The sequence below is a fragment of the Actinomyces timonensis DSM 23838 genome, assembly GCF_000295095.1.
Taxonomy (GTDB): Bacteria; Actinomycetota; Actinomycetes; order Actinomycetales; family Actinomycetaceae; genus Actinomyces; species Actinomyces timonensis.
Genome location: NZ_JH806632.1, coordinates 156381 through 174844, shown reverse-complemented (window position 1 = coordinate 174844; position 18464 = coordinate 156381). Strand labels below are relative to the sequence as shown.

The following is an 18464-nucleotide window of genomic DNA, read 5'->3' as shown; positions in this document are numbered from 1 at the left end:
ACTCGGCTAGTCTCGCGGGGTTCACCTCGGAACCGGACTGACGGGACCCCTTATGCCCACCGCCACGCCCCTCGCCCTCCCAACGGCGATCACCGCCGCGGCCTCCCAGGCGCCGCTGACCGAGCGCCTTACGGTGTTGCTGTCGACCTTCGAGGGCTTCGTCTCGGGCAAGATCCTCGTGTGGATCCTGCTGGGCACGGGACTGCTCCTCACCCTGGGCACCCGCGGGGTCCAGCTCCGCCTCTTCTCCCGCAGCATCCGCCTCGTCCTGCGCTCGCGCCACCAGCGCGGATCCCTCTCCAGCTTCCAGGCCTTCGTCATCGGGCTGGGCGGGCGCGTGGGCACGGGCAACATCGCCGGCGTCGCCCTGGCCATCACCCTGGGCGGGCCCGGCGCCCTGTTCTGGATGTGGGTGGTGGCCCTGCTCGGCATGGCGACCTCCTTCGCCGAGTCGACCCTCGCCCAGGTCTTCAAGGTCCGCAACGCCGATGGCATCTTCCGCGGCGGCCCGGCCTATTACATGCAGCGCGGCCTCGCCCTCAAGGGCCGCGGCGGGATCGGGCGGGTGATGGGCATCGTCTTCGCGGTCATGCTCATCTTCTCCTACGGGCTCATCTTCCCCATGGTCCAGTCCAACACGATCGCGGCCACGCTCGACTCCTCCCACCACGTGTCCACCACGGCCACCGCGATCATCCTCATGCTCGTGACCGCCCCGATCCTGCTGGCTGGGATGCGCTTCGTGGCCCGGGTGACCGAGTGGCTGGTGCCGCTCATGGCCCTGGCCTACCTCGCCGTCGTCGCCGTCGTCATCGCTGTCTCCCTGCCCAGCGTCCCCGCGGTCTTCAGGGACATCATCGCTGGCGCCTTCGGACTGCGGCCGGGCCTGGCCGGCGTGGGCGGAGGCCTGTTCGCCACCTTCCTCAACGGCACCAAGCGCGGCCTGTTCTCCAACGAGGCCGGCCAGGGATCGTCCCCCAACGGGGCGGCCACCGCCGACGTCGCCCACCCCGTGGTCCAGGGCCTCATCCAGTCCCTCGGCGTCTTCATCGACACCATCGTCATCTGCACCGCCACGGGCCTGACGGTCCTGCTGGCCGCCCCCTCGATCTACACCCCGGGGATCCAGCCCGAGTGGGCCGAGACGACGCTCGTCCAGCACGCCCTGGCCGATGCCCTGCCCGGCGGGTGGGTCGTGTGGTTCATGACCTTCGTCGTGGCGACCTTCGCCTACTCCTCGGTGCTGGGCTACTCGAACTTCGCCGAGATCAACCTCAGCTACCTCGGCGGTGGGCGCGGCGCGGGAGTCGCGCTGCGCCTGGCGATGACGGCGGCCACGGGCCTGGGCGCCATCGTCGCCCTCGAGCTCGCCTGGGTGATGGCCGACGTCGCCCTCGCCCTCATGACGATCCTCAACCTCGTGGCCGTGCTCTGGCTGAGCCGCTGGGTCTTCGCCGTCCTGCGCGATTACGACCGCCAGAGAGCCGACGGCGTCGCCGAGCCCGCCTTCATCGCCGAGCGCGCCGATCTGCCCGGGGCCCTCGAGGGCGATATCTGGACGGCTGACAAGGCCGCCGCGCGCGTGGCCAGTCTCGACGAGGAGGGCTGAGCCTCCCGGGGCCCGCCCCGCCCCGCCAGGCCGGCTCGCGGCCCGGCTTCCCCCGGGCGCCGCGGAAGCGCGGCGGTATGGCGATGAGGGCCCTGTGGGCGATCTCGCACCGCGTCGCGGCCGGTCGGCGGCGCTCGCGGTGGCGGCCTCTTGGCGGCATCTGGCACAATCCCCTGTGCACTCGGGCGCGCGAGGCCCCTCTCCCTCGCGCCCTCGCGTCTCGGCTCCCGCCGGAAACCGTTGCTTGACCCCACCGGGGATCGGCGCGGGCCAAACCATCCAGAACCAGGAGTTCAACCAAGTGGCAGTCAAGATTCGCCTCAAGCGCATGGGCAAGAAGTTCGCCCCCTTCTACCGGGTCGTCGTCCTCGACTCCCGCAAGAAGCGCGACGGCCGTGTCATCGAGGAGGTCGGCCTCTACGACCCGATGCAGGAGCCCTCGCTCATCAGCATCGACTCCGAGCGGGTCCAGTACTGGCTCGGCGTGGGCGCCCAGCCCTCCGACACTGTCTTCAACCTGCTCAAGATCACGGGCGACTACCAGAAGTTCAAGGGCCTGCCCGGCGCCGAGGGCCGCCTGAAGGTCAAGGACGCCGAGGCCGCCGCGGCCGCCAAGGAGGCCGCTGTCAAGGCCGTCTCCGACGACGCCGAGAAGCGCAAGGCCGCCGCCGCCAAGGCGAAGGCCGACGCCGAGAAGGAGGCGGCCGACGCTGCCGCCGCCGAGGCCAAGGCCGCGGAGGAGTCCTCCGAGGAGGCCGCTCCCGAGGCCCCCGCCGAGGAGGCCTGACATGCTGGCTGACGCGCTCGAGCACCTCGTCCGCGGGATTGTCGACAATCCCGACGACGTCACCGTCACCTCCCGGTCGCTGCGCCGCGGCGACCTCCTCGAGGTGCGCGTGAACCCCGAGGACCTCGGCCGCGTCATCGGCCGCTCGGGCCGCACCGCCCGGGCCCTGCGCACGGTCGTGGGCGCCCTGGCGGACTCGCCGGTGCGCGTCGACGTCGTCGACACCGACCGCCGCTGAGCGCGCGCCAACCGAGCAGCCTCAGCACTCCTTAACGCCGTCGCCCGGCCCTCCAGGAATGGAAGGCCGGGCGACGGCGTTGTGCCTCCCACCGGCCCGTATCCGGGCCGTGGGCGCGCCGCGCCCGCACCGCCCACCTCGACGAAGGAGACAGACTCATGCGCTTGGGAGACTCGGACCTCGACGTCGCCAGGATCGGATTCGGCGGCAACGTCCTGGGATGGACCGCCCACGAGGCCACCAGCCACGCCGTCCTCGACGCCTATGTCGCCGCTGGCGGCAACTTCATCGACACCGCCGACGGCTACTCCCACTGGGCGCCGGGCAACCACGGCGGGGAGTCCGAGACCGTCATCGGCTCCTGGGTCCGCGCGCGGGGACACCACGACGACGTCGTCATCGCCACGAAGGTCTCCACCAAGCCCGACCGGGCGGGCCTGGCCCCCGACAACGTGCGCCTCGCCGTCGACGAGTCGCTGGCCCGCCTGGGGGTCGAGGCCATCGACCTCTACTACGCCCACTTCGACGACCCCACCGTCCCCCTGGAAGAGACCATCGCCGTCTTCGAGGAGATCCGCGCCGCCGGCAAGATCCGCTACGTCGCCCTGTCGAACTACACCCCCGAGCGCATCGAGGAGTGGATGCGCCTGGCCGCCGAGCAGGGCGCCGCCGCCCCCGTCGCCCTCCAGCCCCACTACAACCTCCTGCACCGCGGCGACGTCGAGGGGCCCGGCGGGCGCGGCGAGGTCGCCGCCCGGCACGGCCTCGGCCTCGTGCCCTACTTCTCCCTGGCCGCGGGCTTCCTCGCCGGCAAGTACCGGCGCGATGAGGCCCCCACGGGCGACCGCGCGGGCATGGTCGCCGACTACCTGCGCCCCGAGTGCTTCGACGTCGTCGACGCGGTGGTCGAGATCGCCGCCGCCCACGGCGTGGAGCCCGCCTCCGTGGCCCTGGCCTGGCTGCGCGACCGCCCCGGCGTCGTCGCGCCCCTGGCCTCCGCCCGCTCGCTCGCCCAGCTCCCGGCCATCACCGCCGCGCTCGACCTCGCCCTGGCCCCCGAGGAGGCCGAGCGCCTCACCCGCCTGTCCGACGCCGTCGCCTGAGCCTTCGCCGCCAGGGATACCTCCTGCTCGGGGAGTGAGGTTCGCCCCTCCTCGCGCTGGCGCGGGGGCCCGGGCCGGCGGCGCGGTAGGTTGGTGGCCGATACGGCGGATCGATCTCGCCGCCGACCCACGCCCCCACAGGAGACCAGGTGCAGCTCACCGTCGCCATCATCGGCCCCGCCCACGCCCTCAAGGGCGAGGTCCGCCTGGAGATCCGCACCGATGACCCCGAGGGCCGCCTCGCCCCCGGCACTGTCCTGGCCACACAGGACCGCTCCGGCAGGCCCGCCACCGAGCTCACCGTGGAGCGCCTGCGCTTCGACGGCACCCGCTGGTTCGCCGCCTTCGCCGAGGCCCCCGACCGCACTGCCGTCGAGGCCCTGCGCGGGCACCGCCTCCTCATCGACACCGACGCCGAGGAAGAGGACGAGAACGACGAGGCCTGGTACCGCCACCAGCTCGTGGGCCTGGCCGCCCGCCACGTCGACGGCACCGGGCTCGGCACCGTCACCGACCTCGAGCCCGGCGTCGCCCAGGACCGGCTCATCGTCACCACCCCCGACGGGCAGCGCGTCGCCGTCCCCTTCGTCGAGGCGCTCGTGCCCGAGGTCGACCCCGAGGCCGACCTCGTCCTCATCGACCCGCCCGGCGGCCTCTTCCCCGGCCTGGGCGCCATCGACGTCAGCGAGGAGACCACGGCCGACGGCGGTGACCATGACTGAGCCCAGCACCGCCGCGGCGCCCGCCCAGCGGATGCGCATCGACGTCGTCAGCATCTTCCCCGCCTTCCTCGACGTCCTGGACCTCTCCCTCATCGGGCGCGCCCGCGCCGACGGCCTCATCGACCTGCGCGTCCACGACCTGCGCGACTGGACGCACGACCGCCACCGCACCGTCGACGACACCCCGCTCGGCGGCGGCGCCGGCATGGTCATGAAGCCCGACGTCTGGGGGGAGGCCCTCGACGACGTCCTGGCCGGTGAGGAGGGAACCACGAGCGCGCCCGGGGCGGGCGCTGGCCGCACCGTCCTCCTCATCCCCACCCCCGCCGGGGAGGTCTTCACCCAGCGCACCGCCGAGGACCTCGCCGGGGCCGACCGCCTGGTCGTCGCCTGCGGGCGCTACGAGGGCATCGACTCGCGCGTGCCCCGCCACTACGCGTCACGCGGCATCGAGGTGCGCGAGCTGTCCATCGGCGACTACGTCCTCAACGGGGGAGAGGTCGCCGCCATCGTCATGATCGAGGCCATCGCCCGGCTCCTGCCCGGCGTCGTCGGCAACCCCGCCTCCGTCGTCGAGGAGTCCCACAGCACCGCCGGCCTCCTCGAGCACGAGGTCCTCACCCGCCCCGTGTCCTGGCGGGGGCTGGACGCCCCCGAGGTTCTCCTGTCCGGGGACCACGCCCGTATCGCCCGCGCGCGCCGCGATGAGGCCATCGCCCGCACCGCCGCCCGGCGCCCCGACATGATCCGCGCCCTTGAGCCCGCTGGCCTCGACTCCCAGGACCGCGCCGCCCTCGCCCGCCACGGCTGGGTGGTGCCCGGCCACGCCCCGCGGCCCGTCCCCATGCGCCTGCGCCCCGCCGAGCCCGCCGACGCCGCCTCCCTCGCCGCCCTGGCCGCGCGGACCTTCCCGGACGCCTGCCCGCCCTTCCTCACCGAGGAGCAGATCGGCGCGCATGTCGCCCATGCCCTCACCTCCGAGCGCTTCGCCCGCTGGATCGCCGACGATCGCGCCGGCGTCGCCGTCGCCGAGCTGCCTGAGGGCTCGCCCGCGGCAACGGGCCCCGAGAGCATCGCCCCCGGCGAGCTCGTCGGCTACACGGTCTGGCTCCTCGAGGCCCCCGACGCCGACGGCGCCCTGCCCGAGGGCCTCGACGCCCGCCCGCCCAGCATCGCCGCGCCCGACCCGGCCAGCGGCAGGGCCGTGGCCGAGCTGTCCAAGGTCTACGCCGATGCCCGTCTGCGATCCTCGGGACTGGCCTCCGCCCTCATGGCCCACGCCATCGAGACCGCCACCCGCGCCGGCGCCACCGAGATCTGGCTGGGCACCCACGAGGGCAACAAGCGGGCGCAGAAGGCCTACAAGCGCGCCGGCTTCCGGCTGCGCGGCAAGCGCAGCTACGACGTGGGTGGAACCACCTGCCGCGACGTCGTCATGTCCCTCGCCCTCGACCCCGCTGTCGAGCCCAGCCCCAGGAAGGAGCCGCGCCCATGAGCGACGCGCCCACCCGTGCCGAGGACGCCCCGGACCACCAGGCCGCGCAGGACCCGGCCGAGGCCCCCGAGGAGACCAGCGCTGCTGAGGAGGCCGAGGAGACCCAGGACGCCGATGCCGAGCAGTCCCGGTCCAGCCGCTGGCGGGGCCGCCTCATCGTCGCCGCCTTCCTCGTCATCGGGCTCGTCTGCGCCGCGCTGTTCAAGTCCTACGTCGCCCAGTCCTTCGTCATCCCATCCGGGTCGATGGAGAACACCCTCCAGAAGGGCGACAGGGTCGTGGTCACCATGTACGACAGCACCGACATCCAGCGCGGCGACGTCGTCGTCTTCGCCGATCCCGACGACTGGCTCAACGACCCCCAGCCCACCGGCCTGAGGGGGCTCCTCCAGGACGCCCTCATCGCCGTGCGCGTCCTGCCCGACCGCACCGGCGACTACCTCATCAAGCGCGTTATCGGGATGCCCGGGGACCACGTCGTCGCCGACGGCGTCGGCCCCATCACCGTCAACGGGACCCCGATCAACGAGCCCTACATCAAGCCCGGCCGCGCCCCCTCCGAGCTCGCCTTCGACGTCGTCGTCCCGCCGGGCAAGGTCTGGGTCATGGGGGACAACCGCGCCAACTCCCAGGACTCCCGCTACCACCAGGATGACGCCAACGGCGGCTTCGTGCCGCTGGGCGACGTCGTCGGTGTCGCCAAGGGCGTGGCCTGGCCCATCTCCCGCTGGGGAGGCCTCACTGACGGCGAGAGCGCCTTCGCTGGCGTGCCCGCCGCCTCCTGACGCCGCGGGCGCGCGTGAGGTCGCGCACTTGGGCGCGGGCGTCATCGCCGCGCCCCGCGGCCCTGTGGCAGACTGGGCCCGCCCACGGGACTCGGGGCGCCTCCGCCACTGGGGAGGGCCCGCTATCGCAGGACCCGTCGGGCTCACGCACCGGGGCGGCCCCATCCAGCGCGGATGGTGCGGCCCCACTTAGCAAGCGCTCATGACCAGTGGCACGTGCGCAGGAGAGAACAATGAACCTGATCGACGAGATCAACGCCAAGTCGCTGCGCGACGACATCCCCAGCTTCCGCCCCGGCGACACCGTCAAGGTGCACGTCAAGGTCGTTGAGGGCAACCGCTCCCGCGTCCAGGTCTTCCAGGGCGTCGTGATCGCCCGTCACGGCGGCGGCATCGGCGAGACCTTCACGGTCCGCAAGATCTCCTTCGGCGTCGGCGTCGAGCGCACCTTCCCGGTGCACACCCCCTCGATCGAGAAGATCGAGGTCGTCACCCGTGGTGACGTGCGCCGCGCCAAGCTGTACTACCTGCGCAACCTGCGCGGGAAGGCCGCCAAGATCAAGGAGCGCCGGGAGGCCTGATCCCGCTTCTCCCTCAAGCGCCCGGGGCACCGCGCCCCGGGCGCTGAGTCCATCCGGCGCCTGGCGCCGCCCCGCCCACGCCCACCACCACGATCGTCGAGAGGAGGCCCTGTGACCGATCAGCGCCAGCCGATCATCGTCCTGGGGACCTCCCAGGATGACCCTGAGGACGAGGACCCCCGCGCCGGCGGCGGGGACGGCCAGGACACCCCCGAGCCCCTCCCTCCCACCTTCCCCCCACGCCAGTCCGTCGCCAACGCCACGGGCACGCGCCTGGTCGACTCCGCCCCCACCCCCGCCGTCCCCAGCCGCTGGCGGCGCCTGCTCTCGAGCATCATCGTCATCGCCGTCGTCCTGGCCGGCTCGGCGCTCATCAAGTCCTTCGTCGTCCAGACCTTCGAGATCCCCTCGGCCTCCATGGAGCCCACCCTCGTCAACGGGGATCGCGTGGCCGTCACCATGTACGACTCCACGGACCTGCACCGCGGCGACATCATCGTCTTCCGCGACCCCGACTCCTGGCTCGACACCACCGACCCAACGGGCTTCAAGGGCGCGATGCGCGACTTCTTCATCGCGATCCGCCTCCTGCCGGAGGACTCCGGGCACCACCTCATCAAGCGGATCATCGGGATGCCGGGGGACCACGTCGCCGCCGACGGCCACGGCAGCCTCACCGTCAACGGCGTCCAGCTCCACGAGCCCTATCTGCGCGAGGGGACCTCGCCGTCCACCACGGCTTTCGACGTCGTCGTGCCCGAGGGCTGCGTGTGGGTCATGGGGGACAACCGATCCAACTCCGCCGACTCCCGCTTCCACACCTCCGACGCCCACGGCGGCGCCCTGCCCCTGACCAACGTCGTGGGGGTGGCCAAGAGGATCGTCTGGCCCCTGTCCCACTGGGACACGCTCGCCGGCGGGCGCGACGCCTTCAAGGACATCCCCGCCGCGGACCCTGCCGCCGCAGCAGCGGCCCCCGCCGCCCGGGACGCGGCTGACGGCACTGACGCCGCCCACGGCATGGTCCGCGCGGCCTGACCCATGGCGCGCCTGTGCCCAGACAGGGAGCTCGAGACCTCGCTCCTGGAGGACCACGAGCTCGTGGGCGGGCTCGACGAGGTTGGCCGGGGCGCGCTGGCCGGCCCCGTCACCGTCGGACTCGCGATCGTCTCCCGGAGCACCGCCGATGCCTTCCCCGAGGGCCTGGCCGACTCCAAGATGCTCAGCCCCGCCCGGCGCGAGGCCCTCGTCGCCCCCTGCGCCGCATGGCTCGCCGATCACGCCATCGCCCACGCCTCACCGGCCGAGATCGACGCCCTCGGCATCGCCGCGGCCCTGCGCCTGGCGGGGCGCCGCGCCCTGGCCCAGGTCCGCCAGCGCGGGCACCTGCCCGGCATCATCATCCTCGACGGCACCGCGAACTGGCTGGCCCAGCCCGCGGGCGACCTCCTTACCGCCCTCGACCAGCCAGGCGCGCCTGCCCCCACCAGCGAGTACGGCCCCGCCATCCCAGACGACGACGTCCCCGGCGTCGTCATGCGCGTCAAGGCCGACGCGGGCTGCGCCGTCGTCGCGGCCGCCTCCGTGCTGGCCAAGGTCGAGCGCGACGCGATCATGTCCGCTCTGCCGGACCCCGGCTACGGCTGGGCCTCCAACAAGGGCTACGGCTCGGCGGCGCACCAGGCGGGCCTCGCCGAGCTCGGCGCCTGCGAGCAGCACCGACGCAGCTGGCGCCTGCCCGGGCTGCGCTGAGGCCACTGCGCCCGCCGCGGCGGGGATGGGGGCGCCGCGTGTGGGATCGGGGCGGCCGCGGGTGGGCGACGCAACCCGCCCGCCTCTCGCGCCAGGGCAGGGGCGGCGGGCATGATGGCCCGGTGAGTGCAGAGGACCTTGAGGCATACGAGAACGATCTGGAGCTCGACCTGTACCGGGAGTACCGGGACGTCGTGGGGCTGTTCGACTACGTCGTCGAGACGGAGCGCCGCTTCTACCTGGCCAACTCCGTCGACGTGCAGGTGCGCACCAACGGCGGGGAGGTGTTCTTCGAGCTGAGCCTGGAGGACGCGTGGGTGTGGGACATCTACCGCTCCTCCCGCTTCGTCAAGTCCGTCCGCGTGGTCACCTTCAAGGACGTCAACGTCGAGGAGCTGTCCAAGCCGGAGATGGAGATCCCCTCCTGAGGGCCTGACCGGCGCGCTCCTGCGGCCACGCGCGCCGGGAACCACCGGGCCCGCCGCGCGCGGGCCCCGCCCGCTCCTGGGGACGGCGGGCCCCGGTGAGGACGACGGCGGTGCACCGTGGTCACGGAGGTGACCACCGTGACCCCGACGAACCCGACCATCCCCGCGCCACCCGCCGCGCTGCCCAAACAGCCGAGCCCTCCCGCCTCGAGGGAGACCCCACCCGCCCCGCGGGAGGCCCCGCCCGCCCCGCCCACGAGCCCTGCGGACAAGCGCCGCCTCACCGGCCAGCGGGGCGAGGACATCGCCGCGGGCTACCTGCGGGACTCCGGCTGGCGGATCCTCGAGCGCAACTGGCGCGCCCCCGCCGGATCCGGGCTGCGCGGCGAGCTCGACCTCATCGCCGAGGACCCCGCCGGAGCCCTCGTCATCGTCGAGGTCAAGGCCCGATCCAGCCTGCGAGCCGGGCCGCCCGCCGCGGCCGTCACCCCGCCCAAGGAGGCGCGGCTGCGCCGACTGGCCGCCGCCTGGGCCGGGCAGCGGGGAGCCCCGCAGCACCGCCTCCGCCTCGACGTCGTCTCCGTGCTCCTGCGCGAGGGCGCCCCCGCCCTCCTGCGCCACCACCGGGCGGTGTGCGGATCATGAGTATCGCGCGCACCCTCGCCGTCACCCTTACCGGGCTGCGCGGCCACCTCGTCGACGTTGAGGCCCACGCCGCCTCCGGCCTGCCGGGCTTCATGCTCGTGGGCCTGCCCGACGCCGCGATCCGCGAGTCCCGGGAGCGCGTGCGCGCGGCCCTCACCGTCTGCGGCACCACCTGGGGCGAGCAGCGCCTCACCGTCAACCTGTCCCCGGCGGACCTTCCCAAGACCGGCACGGGCTTCGACCTCGCCCTCGCCCTGGCCGTGCTCGGCGCGCGCGGCGCCCTCCCACCCCGGGCGCTGGCCACCATGGCCCGCGTCGTCTACATCGGCGAGCTCGGCCTCGACGGCGCCGTGCATCCCGTGCGCGGCGTGCTCCCCGCCGTCCTGTCCGCCGTCGAGGCGGGTGTGAGCAGCATTGTCGTCCCCGCCGCCTGCGCGAGGGAGGCCTCCCTGGTGCCGGGTGCGAGCATCCAGGCGGTCCACCACATCGGCGAGCTCGTCGAGGGCTACGGGGGCCGCCTGCCGCGCGCCGCCGTCGAGATCATGCGCGGGGCCGAGGCGCGTCCCCCGGCGCCCATCGCCGCGCCCACGAGCGGCCGCGCGGCCTCCGCCCACCGGGCCGACCTCGCCGACGTCGTCGGGCAGGCCCAGGCCCGCCACGCCCTGGAGGTCGCCGCCGCTGGCGGGCATCACCTGCTCATGGTGGGGCCGCCCGGGGCGGGCAAGACCATGCTCGCCGAGCGCCTTCCCTCGATCCTGCCTCCCCTGACCGAGCGCGACGCCGTCACGGTCACCTCCCTGCACTCCCTGGCGGGCCTGTTCAACGCCGACGCTGGCCTGCTCTCCGAGCCACCCATGCGCTGCCCGCACCAGACCGCCACGCGCGCCGCCATCATCGGCGGGGGCTCCGGCCTGCCCCGCCCGGGGGACGTGTCCCTGGCGCACCGCGGCGTCCTCTTCCTCGACGAGGCCCCGGAGTTCCCCGCCAGCGTCCTGGACTGCCTGCGCCAGCCCCTCGAGGCCGGGGAGGTGAGCATCGACCGCGTCGGCGGGCGCGCCGACTACCCGGCGGCCTTCCAACTCGTCCTGGCCGCCAACCCCTGCCCCTGCGGGCGCGCCAGCGGCAAGGGCCTGGAATGCACCTGCACCTCGCTGCAGCGCCGCCGCTACTTCTCCCGGCTGTCCGGGCCCCTCCTGGACCGGGTGGACATCCAGGTGGAGGTCGACGCCGTGAGCGCCGCCGATCTCGCCTCGGGCGCCCCCGGGGAGTCGAGCGCCGTGGTGGTCCGCAGGGTGCTCGCCGCGCGCGAGCGGGCCGCGGCCAGGCTGGCGGGAACGCCCTGGCGCCTCAGCTCCCAGGTCCCGGGCTCCTACCTGCGCAGCGAGGAGGGCGGGGCCGATCCCGAGCTCATGCGCCCGCTCATGGAGGCCCTCGACCGGGGAGACCTCACTCTTCGCGGAGTGGACCGCGTCCTGCGCCTGGCCTGGACGCTCGCCGACCTCGCCGAGCGCGACCGTCCCACCCTGCCCGACCTCGGGGCCGCCCTGGCCCTGCGCACACGAGGAGCCCGCCCATGAGCGCACAGACCGTCACCGCGCCCAGCGAGCCGGACTTCCTGGCGCGCGCCACCTGGTCGCGCCTGGCCGAGCCCGCTGACCATGCCGCGGCCCTCCTCGTGGCGGGCCTCGGAGCGCCCGAGGCCCTGGCCTGGGCGCGTCACAGGGCCGAGCAGGGCTCCGGGAGCCCCGAGTACCCGCCGCTGCCCGACCATCTGCTCGCGGATACCACGCCCCGCCAATGGGCCAAAGCTGTCGAGCGCTGGGCGCCCAGGCTGACCGGCCTGGACATCCGCCGCGAGCTCGACGTCCTGGAGCGCCTGGGCGGCTCGCTCGTCGTCCCGGGCGACCCCTGGTGGCCGCCGGGCCTGGACGACCTGGAGCAGCCTCCCTTCTGCCTCTGGCTGCGCGGGGATCCGGCGCTGCTCGTGGGCCGCGAGGAGATGGTCCCCGCCGCTGGGACGTCGGGCCTGCCAACACGGGAGGACCGCATGGGGGATGGCCAGGGAGCCGGTCGCGGGGCCGGCCGCGCGCTCGCGCTCGTCGGCGCCCGCGACTCCACCGCCTACGGAGAGCGCATGGCCATCGAGGTCGCCCAGGGGCTCACCGAGCGCGGGGCGCTCATCGTCTCCGGCGGCGCGTTCGGCATCGACGCCGCTGCCCACAGGGGCGCCCTCGCCGCCGGGCCCACGCTGTCCGTCTCCGCCGGGGGAGTGGACCGCCTCTACCCGGCGGGCAACTCCGCCCTCCTCCAGGCGGTGGTCGACCACGGGGCGCTCGTGGCCGAGGTTCCGCCCGGCAGCCAGCCGGGGCGGCACCGCTTCCTCACCCGCAATCGTGTCATCGCCGCGATGACGGGCGCCACCGTCGTCGTGGAGGCGGCCTGGCGCTCCGGCGCGCTGTCCACCGCCCACCACGCCATGGAGATCGGTCGCCCCGTGGGGGCCGTGCCCGGGCCGGTGACCTCCATGGCCTCCGGTGGGTGCCACCGGCTCCTGCGGCAGGGGGCCACCTGCGTCACCGACGTCGAGGAGTCCCTCGAACTCCTCCTGCCCGTGGGAGCCGCCGACGCCGATGCCCCCAAGGAGAAGAGCGCCGAGGCCCGCCAGCCCGGCCTGCTCGATGGGCTCGACGCCGTCTCGGCCGCCGTCGTCGATGCCCTGCCCGTGCGCACCGCGGCCAGCATCGAGTCCGTCGCCCGGGCCGCGGGGCTGTCCGAGCGTGACACGCTCGCCGCCCTGGGCTCTCTCGAGCTGGCCGGCCGCGCCCAGCGCGACGGCGCCCGCTGGCGCCGCCCCGCCCAGCGCCGCCGTGCCCCGGCGGGCGGCGCGGCGTCCTCTACCCTGGGCGCATGAGCCCCGAGCGCGACCACAGCCCCAGGTCGGGCCAGGCCCCGCCCCCAGCGTCCTCGGCGCCCTCGCTGCGCGGCGAGCTCCTGGACGCCTGGTTCCGGCATCTTGGCCTCCAGCGGGGCCTGTCGGAGCACACCGTGCGCGCCTACGTGGGCGACCTGGAGGACCTCCTCGACTTCCTGGGGGTGGGCCCGGCCGAGGCAGAGCCCATCGGTCCTGCCCTGGCCAGCCTGGACCTCGCCGATCTGCGCGCTTGGCTCGCCAGCATGTCCGGCTCCGGCCACTCGCGGGCCACCATGGCCCGGCGCAGCGCCGCCATCCGCTCCTTCTCCACCTGGGCCCACCGCTGCGGCCTGCTGTCCTCCGACGTCGCTGCTCGCCTGCGCTCCCCGCGCGTGGACAACCGCCTGCCCACGGTCCTCACCGCCGAGCAGGCCGCCGCGCTCCTGGCCGCCGCGGCCGAGCGCGCCAGCCAGGCTCCTGCTGAGGAGCGTCCTCTGGCCGAGCGCGACCTCGCGCTCTTGGAGGTCCTCTACGCCACCGGTATGCGGGTCTCCGAGCTCGCCGGCCTCGACCTTGGCGACGTCGACGCCGGCCGGCGCACCATTCGCGTCCTGGGCAAGGGCGGCAAGGAGCGCACCGTCCCCTACGGAGCGCCCGCGGCCCGGGCCCTGGAGCGATGGCTCAATGAGCGCCCCGCCCTGGTCGGTCCGCGCACCGGTGCCGCCCTGTTCCTCGGCGCCAGGGGCGGGCGCGTCGACACCCGCGCCATCCGCGAGGTGGTCCACTGGGCGACGGCGGCCGCGGGGGTCCCGGACCTCGGCCCGCACGGCCTGCGGCACTCCGCGGCCACGCATGTCCTCGGCGGGGGAGCGGACCTGCGCAGCGTCCAGGAGCTCCTGGGGCACTCGTCCCTGGCCACCACGCAGCGCTACACGCATGTGAGCGCCGAGCGCCTGCGCGCCGTCTACGACCAGGCCTTCCCTCGCGCCTGAGCAGGCCCCCGGGCCACGCCCGAGTGATGCGTCCCGCTCACACGGGCTTGAGGCGGATGACGGGCGGGCGCAGGAGGCGCAGGGGGTTGATATAGGACTTCTTCCCGGTGCGCGCGCCCCAGTGCAGCGCGTCGACGCCGTCCGAGCGGTGGCCCGGCGCCAGCGTGCCGATCACCTGCCCCGCGCTCACCGCCTCGCCCGCCGACACCGACGCCTCCACGGGCTCATACGTGGTGCGGATCCCGCCCGCATGATCGATCGAGACCACGGGCCGCCCCGCCACCATCCCCGCGAAGGCCACCGTGCCCGCGCCCGCCGCGCGCACGGGGCTGCCCGCCGCCAGGGCCAGGTCCACGCCCCGGTGCCCCGAGCCCCAGACGACGGCGGGAGGATCGAAGCCCTCGACCACGGCCACCGGCCCTCCCGTGGGCCACACGTAGCGCGTGCGCCGACGCGCGTCATCCTCACGCGCCACCGGCGCGCTCGCGGGCCCGCTGTGAGCTGCCGCCGCCCCGGTGCCGCCTCCCACCGGCGGCGCGCCGGCGGCGGGGGAGGGGACGAGCAGCGCGAGGGCGAGTGCGGCGAGCAGGGCCACCGGTGCCAGGAGCGCGTGGCGCGGCCGTGAGGAGGTCATGCCCCATGCTCGGCCCCGCCATCGCCCCGTCGCCGTCCGTCCGCACAGGAGCGCTGGGAGCCCCTGCGCCACCGCGCCTGTGGTTCCCGGCGGGCTCCCACCCCCGTGACGAGAACGACACTTGAGCAGTGCCGTCATTGCCCGTCACGATGCGGAAAGGTCGGTATCGCTGTGATAGCCTCGCGCACGCGGTCCGCTGTGAAGCGTGCTGGTCGAGTTCCCACGGGATGACCTCCTCTGGGATCACCGGTCCAGCGCGGACCCGGCCTCCCCGGATCCCGCAGCAGCGACTGACTTCGCGTGCCCGCACCCAGGGCCCTCGGGCCCTGGGATCGTCCTTTCGGACGCCGCGGTCGCGGTCCCGCAGGCCCCTCCTGACGCAACGGGAGGCGCAGGCGGGTGGCCGCGCGTCGCGGGCACCAGGCCCTATCCGCCCGCCCCAGGGCGGACCCGGCTCGCCCGGGCATGGGGAACGAACTCAAAGAACCCATGGGACGTCGTCGCCGATCGGCGGCGCCCCCTGACACATGGCGGACCGGGCAACCTCCCGGCCGCGCGAAAGGACAAGTCATGGCAGTCGTGACCATGCGCCAGCTCCTCGAGTCCGGTGTCCACTTCGGGCACCAGACCCGCCGGTGGAACCCCAAGATGAAGCGCTTCATCCTCACTGAGCGCAACGGCATCTACGTCATCGACCTCACGAAGTCCGTCGAGGGCATCAACACCGCCTACGACTTCGTCAAGGAGACCGTCGCCCGCGGCGGCAACATCCTGTTCGTCGGTACCAAGAAGCAGGCGCAGGCCGCCGTGGCCGAGCAGGCCCAGCGCGTCGGCATGCCCTACGTCAACCAGCGCTGGCTGGGTGGCATGCTCACCAACTTCTCCACCGTGCGCGCCCGCCTGGACCGCATGAAGGAGCTCGAGCAGATCGACTTCGACGACGTGGCCGGCTCCGGCCGCACGAAGAAGGAGCTGCTCATGATGCGCCGCGAGAAGGACAAGCTCATCCGCACCCTCGGCGGCATCCGCGACATGGCCAAGCTCCCCGCCGCCGTGTGGGTCGTGGACACCAAGAAGGAGCATCTGGCGATCTCCGAGGCCTCCAAGCTCAACATCCCGGTCATCGCGATCCTCGACACGAACTGCGACCCCGACGAGGTCACCTACGGCATCCCGGGCAACGACGACGCCATCCGCTCCGTCAGCCTGCTCACCCGCGTCGTCGCCGACGCCGCCGCCGAGGGCCTCCTCGCCCGCTCCGCTGGCCGCGCCCGCACCGGCGCCGAGCCCGAGGCCGGCACGCCCGAGGCCGAGCCGCTGCCCGAGTGGGAGGCCGAGCTCCTGGCCGGCGCTGAGGCCGCCACGGCCGAGCAGTCCGCGCAGGCCCCTGAGGCCCCGGCCGAGGCTCCCGCCGATGCTGCCCCGGCTGAGGCCGCCACCGAGGCCCCGGCCGAGCAGGCCTGAGCGACCCCGACGACATTCCTCACGTTCCAACACCAGGAGAATCCATGGCGAACTACACCACCGCTGACATCAAGGCGCTCCGCGAGAAGACCGGCGCCGGCATGCTCGACGTCAAGAAGGCCCTCGACGAGGCCGCTGGCGACGTCGACAAGGCCATCGAGATCATCCGCGTCAAGGGCCTCAAGGGCATCGCCAAGCGCGAGGGCCGCGCCGCCTCGGCCGGCCTCATCGCCGCCAAGGTCGTCGACGACGCCGACGGCCAGACCGGCGTGCTCGTCGAGATCAACGCCGAGACCGACTTCGTCGCCAAGAACGAGAAGTTCCTCGACTTCGCCGACAAGGTCCTCTCCGCGGCCCTGTCCTCCGGCGCCGAGACCGCCGAGGCCCTGGCCGAGGTCGAGGTCGACGGCTCCACCGTCAAGGACCTCACCGACGGCATGCAGGCCGTCATCGGCGAGAAGATCGTCGTGCGCCGCGTGGGCCGCCTGAGCGCCCCCAAGGTCGAACTCTACCTGCACCGCACCAACCCTGACCTGCCCGCGCAGGTGGGCGTGCTCGTCGGCACCGACGCCAAGGCCGCCGAGGTCGCCCACGACGTCGCGATGCACACCGCCGCCTACTCCCCGGCCTACGCCACCCGCGAGGACGTCCCCGCCGACGTCGTCGAGAAGGAGCGCGCCATCGCCGAGGAGACCACCCGCGCCGAGGGCAAGCCCGAGAAGGCCATCCCGAAGATCGTCGAGGGCCGCCTGGGCGGCTTCTTCAAGGAGAACTGCCTCGTCGAGCAGGCCTTCGCCAAGGACCCCAAGACCACGGTCGGCAAGGTCATCGAGGCCACCGGCGGCGAGCTCGTCGGCTTCGTCCGCTTCCGCGTCGGCGCCTGATCGCGCGCCCGCGGCAACCGGCCCCGCCGCTCCGCATCGGAGCGGCGGGGCCCGTTATTTCCCGCCGGCGCGCGCGACGACATGCGTCGCGTGATGGCCGAACCTCGCGTGATCCACCAACAGGACCCGTCTCTCGGACTGCTCGAGCATCGTGGCCTTGACCGCCGCCCCCTCCTCCAACGGGTGGTAGAGGACACCGCGCTGGAGCGCCGCCGTCGACATCACGCACAGGTCCGCCCGCAGCGAGCGCAGCACCGACAGCGTCGTCAGCCCGTAGTACGAGTCCAGCGCCCGGTTGTAGGCGCCCCCGGCCAGGATGAGCCGCAGCTCCGGGTGCTGGCGGGCCTCGAGCGCCACCGTCTGGGAATGCGTGATGAGCGTGATGGGCCCGGCGCCCCCGAGCATGGCGATGAGCGGGCGCACCGTCGAGGAGTCGTCGAGCATGATCGTCTGGCCGCGGCGGAGGATCGGGCGCAGCGCCTCGCACAGCGACTGCTTGAGCGCCTGGCGCAGTGTGGCGCGGAAGTCGCTCGAGGTCTCGGTGAAGGAGGACCTGCGCGCGGTCGCCTTGCCCTGCTCCAGCCAGACGCTGCCCGCGGCCTCGAGCTCGGCGAGATCGCGGTAGATGGTCATCCGTGAGACGCGGAAGCGATCGGCGAGCTCGTGGACGGTGAGCGCGCCGGCCTCCATCACGGAGTCAGCGATCGTCGCCAACCGCTGCGCCCGCGTCATCGCGGTTGCCATGTCCCTCCTGACGGCGCTGCCGGTGGGCCCCGGCCCCTGCCCTAGTGGCCCTGGCCGTAGCCCTTGAGCGCCTCGACGGCGTCGGTGACCTGCGCCTGACTCAGCAGCGCCACGGGGGCGCCGCTCGCCATCGCGCGCAGGTGGGAATCGCAAATGTTTTCGAGATAGGGCAGCAAGGACAATGCCTTGTCCAGGCTCGGGCCTATCGTCACGGCCCCGTGGTTGCGCATGAGCGCGCCGAGCCGGTCCTCCAGCGCCGCGAGCACATTGTCCGCGAGCCGCTGGGTTCCGAAAGGCGCGTACGGGGCGACCCTCACTACTCCGCCGAACAAGGCGGAGTAGTAGTGGGAGGTCGGGACCGTGTCGCGCACGAGGCCCATCGCCGTCGAGGCGGGGGCGTGGTTGTGCGTGACCGCTCGCGCCTGGGTGCCGTTGTAGATGGCGAGGTGGAGGGGCAGCTCGCTCGACGGCTTGAGGGGCGCGTCCACGGGCGCCCCCTGAAGATCGTGGACGCCGATCATCCCCGGCTTGAGCTCCTCATAGGCGACGCCGGAGGGAGAGATGACGACGAGGTCGCCGACTCGCGTCGAGGCGTTTCCCGCCGTGCCGACGACGAGTCCCAGCCGCTGCATCTCCTGGCACGCGCGCACAACGCTGGCGCGCTCGTCGTGGAGGATCATGGTGGTGCTC

20 protein-coding genes are annotated in these 18464 nt (G+C 73.7%); 17 read left to right on the top strand and 3 right to left on the bottom strand.

Going from position 1 to position 18464, the window contains the following annotated elements:
• The first annotated feature begins 52 nt into the window (after positions 1-52).
• The 15 genes from A1QA_RS0100775 (at position 53) to A1QA_RS0100705 (ending at position 14048) form a co-directional block, all read left to right on the top strand.
• On the top strand, positions 53-1609 hold the full coding sequence (locus tag A1QA_RS0100775; RefSeq protein ID WP_017177031.1) for an alanine/glycine:cation symporter family protein: 1557 nt from the start codon (positions 53-55) through the stop codon (positions 1607-1609).
• 301 nt (positions 1610-1910) lie between these two features.
• Positions 1911-2396, top strand: a complete 486-nt coding sequence (gene rpsP / locus A1QA_RS0100770; protein WP_017177030.1) for a 30S ribosomal protein S16 — start codon at positions 1911-1913, stop codon at positions 2394-2396.
• Position 2397: 1 nt separating this feature from the next.
• Positions 2398-2634, top strand: a complete 237-nt coding sequence (locus A1QA_RS0100765) for an RNA-binding protein (RefSeq protein ID WP_003786440.1) — start codon at positions 2398-2400, stop codon at positions 2632-2634.
• 158 nt (positions 2635-2792) lie between these two features.
• Entirely contained in the window at positions 2793-3737 is a 945-nt protein-coding gene (locus A1QA_RS0100760) for an aldo/keto reductase (protein ID WP_017177029.1), read from the top strand.
• A gap of 149 nt (positions 3738-3886) precedes the next feature.
• Positions 3887-4459: a ribosome maturation factor RimM gene (gene rimM, locus A1QA_RS0100755; protein ID WP_017177028.1), complete on the top strand. Its 573-nt coding sequence runs from the start codon at positions 3887-3889 to the stop codon at positions 4457-4459.
• Positions 4460-4490: 31 nt separating this feature from the next.
• Complete coding sequence (gene trmD, locus A1QA_RS12915; protein ID WP_043508071.1) at positions 4491-5954, top strand: tRNA (guanosine(37)-N1)-methyltransferase TrmD; 1464 nt, start codon at positions 4491-4493, stop codon at positions 5952-5954.
• A complete protein-coding gene (gene lepB / locus A1QA_RS12910; RefSeq protein WP_017177026.1) occupies positions 5951-6739 on the top strand; it encodes a signal peptidase I in 789 nt (262 codons plus the stop codon). The genes trmD and lepB (A1QA_RS12910) overlap by 4 nt, the downstream gene beginning before the upstream one ends.
• A gap of 233 nt (positions 6740-6972) precedes the next feature.
• Positions 6973-7320, top strand: coding sequence for a 50S ribosomal protein L19 (gene rplS / locus A1QA_RS0100740; protein ID WP_017177025.1), 348 nt, complete (start codon positions 6973-6975; stop codon positions 7318-7320).
• 111 nt (positions 7321-7431) lie between these two features.
• Positions 7432-8358, top strand: coding sequence for a signal peptidase I (lepB, locus tag A1QA_RS0100735; protein ID WP_017177024.1), 927 nt, complete (start codon positions 7432-7434; stop codon positions 8356-8358).
• 3 nt (positions 8359-8361) lie between these two features.
• Complete coding sequence (locus A1QA_RS0100730) at positions 8362-9072, top strand: ribonuclease HII (protein ID WP_017177023.1); 711 nt, start codon at positions 8362-8364, stop codon at positions 9070-9072.
• A gap of 122 nt (positions 9073-9194) precedes the next feature.
• Positions 9195-9500 carry a DUF2469 domain-containing protein gene (locus A1QA_RS0100725; protein WP_017177022.1) on the top strand — a complete coding sequence of 102 codons (306 nt, stop codon included), beginning with the start codon at positions 9195-9197 and terminating at the stop codon, positions 9498-9500.
• Between the two features lie 138 nt (positions 9501-9638).
• Entirely contained in the window at positions 9639-10145 is a 507-nt protein-coding gene (locus tag A1QA_RS12905; RefSeq protein ID WP_244266042.1) for a YraN family protein, read from the top strand.
• On the top strand, positions 10142-11722 hold the full coding sequence (locus A1QA_RS0100715; RefSeq protein ID WP_017177020.1) for a YifB family Mg chelatase-like AAA ATPase: 1581 nt from the start codon (positions 10142-10144) through the stop codon (positions 11720-11722). Before A1QA_RS12905 ends, A1QA_RS0100715 begins: the two co-directional genes overlap by 4 nt.
• Positions 11719-13056 carry a DNA-processing protein DprA gene (locus tag A1QA_RS0100710; protein ID WP_017177019.1) on the top strand — a complete coding sequence of 446 codons (1338 nt, stop codon included), beginning with the start codon at positions 11719-11721 and terminating at the stop codon, positions 13054-13056. The genes A1QA_RS0100715 and A1QA_RS0100710 overlap by 4 nt, the downstream gene beginning before the upstream one ends.
• Positions 13053-14048 carry a tyrosine recombinase XerC gene (locus A1QA_RS0100705; RefSeq protein ID WP_017177018.1) on the top strand — a complete coding sequence of 332 codons (996 nt, stop codon included), beginning with the start codon at positions 13053-13055 and terminating at the stop codon, positions 14046-14048. The genes A1QA_RS0100710 and A1QA_RS0100705 overlap by 4 nt, the downstream gene beginning before the upstream one ends.
• 37 nt (positions 14049-14085) lie before the next feature.
• On the opposite strand, the gene A1QA_RS16665 is transcribed toward A1QA_RS0100705, so the two are convergent.
• Positions 14086-14682 carry a M23 family metallopeptidase gene (locus A1QA_RS16665; RefSeq protein WP_017177017.1) on the bottom strand — a complete coding sequence of 199 codons (597 nt, stop codon included), beginning with the start codon at positions 14680-14682 and terminating at the stop codon, positions 14086-14088.
• 570 nt (positions 14683-15252) lie between these two features.
• Between A1QA_RS16665 and rpsB the strand changes: the two genes are divergently transcribed.
• Both rpsB and tsf read left to right on the top strand, forming a co-directional pair.
• A complete protein-coding gene (rpsB, locus tag A1QA_RS0100695; RefSeq protein WP_017177016.1) occupies positions 15253-16146 on the top strand; it encodes a 30S ribosomal protein S2 in 894 nt (297 codons plus the stop codon).
• 44 nt (positions 16147-16190) lie between these two features.
• Positions 16191-17030: a translation elongation factor Ts gene (gene tsf / locus A1QA_RS0100690; protein ID WP_017177015.1), complete on the top strand. Its 840-nt coding sequence runs from the start codon at positions 16191-16193 to the stop codon at positions 17028-17030.
• Between the two features lie 54 nt (positions 17031-17084).
• Here tsf and A1QA_RS0100685 read toward each other — a convergent pair whose 3' ends face one another.
• Positions 17085-17774 carry a DeoR/GlpR family DNA-binding transcription regulator gene (locus A1QA_RS0100685; protein WP_017177014.1) on the bottom strand — a complete coding sequence of 230 codons (690 nt, stop codon included), beginning with the start codon at positions 17772-17774 and terminating at the stop codon, positions 17085-17087.
• A gap of 41 nt (positions 17775-17815) precedes the next feature.
• On the bottom strand, positions 17816-18454 hold the full coding sequence (locus A1QA_RS0100680) for a class II aldolase/adducin family protein (protein WP_017177013.1): 639 nt from the start codon (positions 18452-18454) through the stop codon (positions 17816-17818).
• Between the last annotated feature and the right edge of the window lie 10 nt (positions 18455-18464).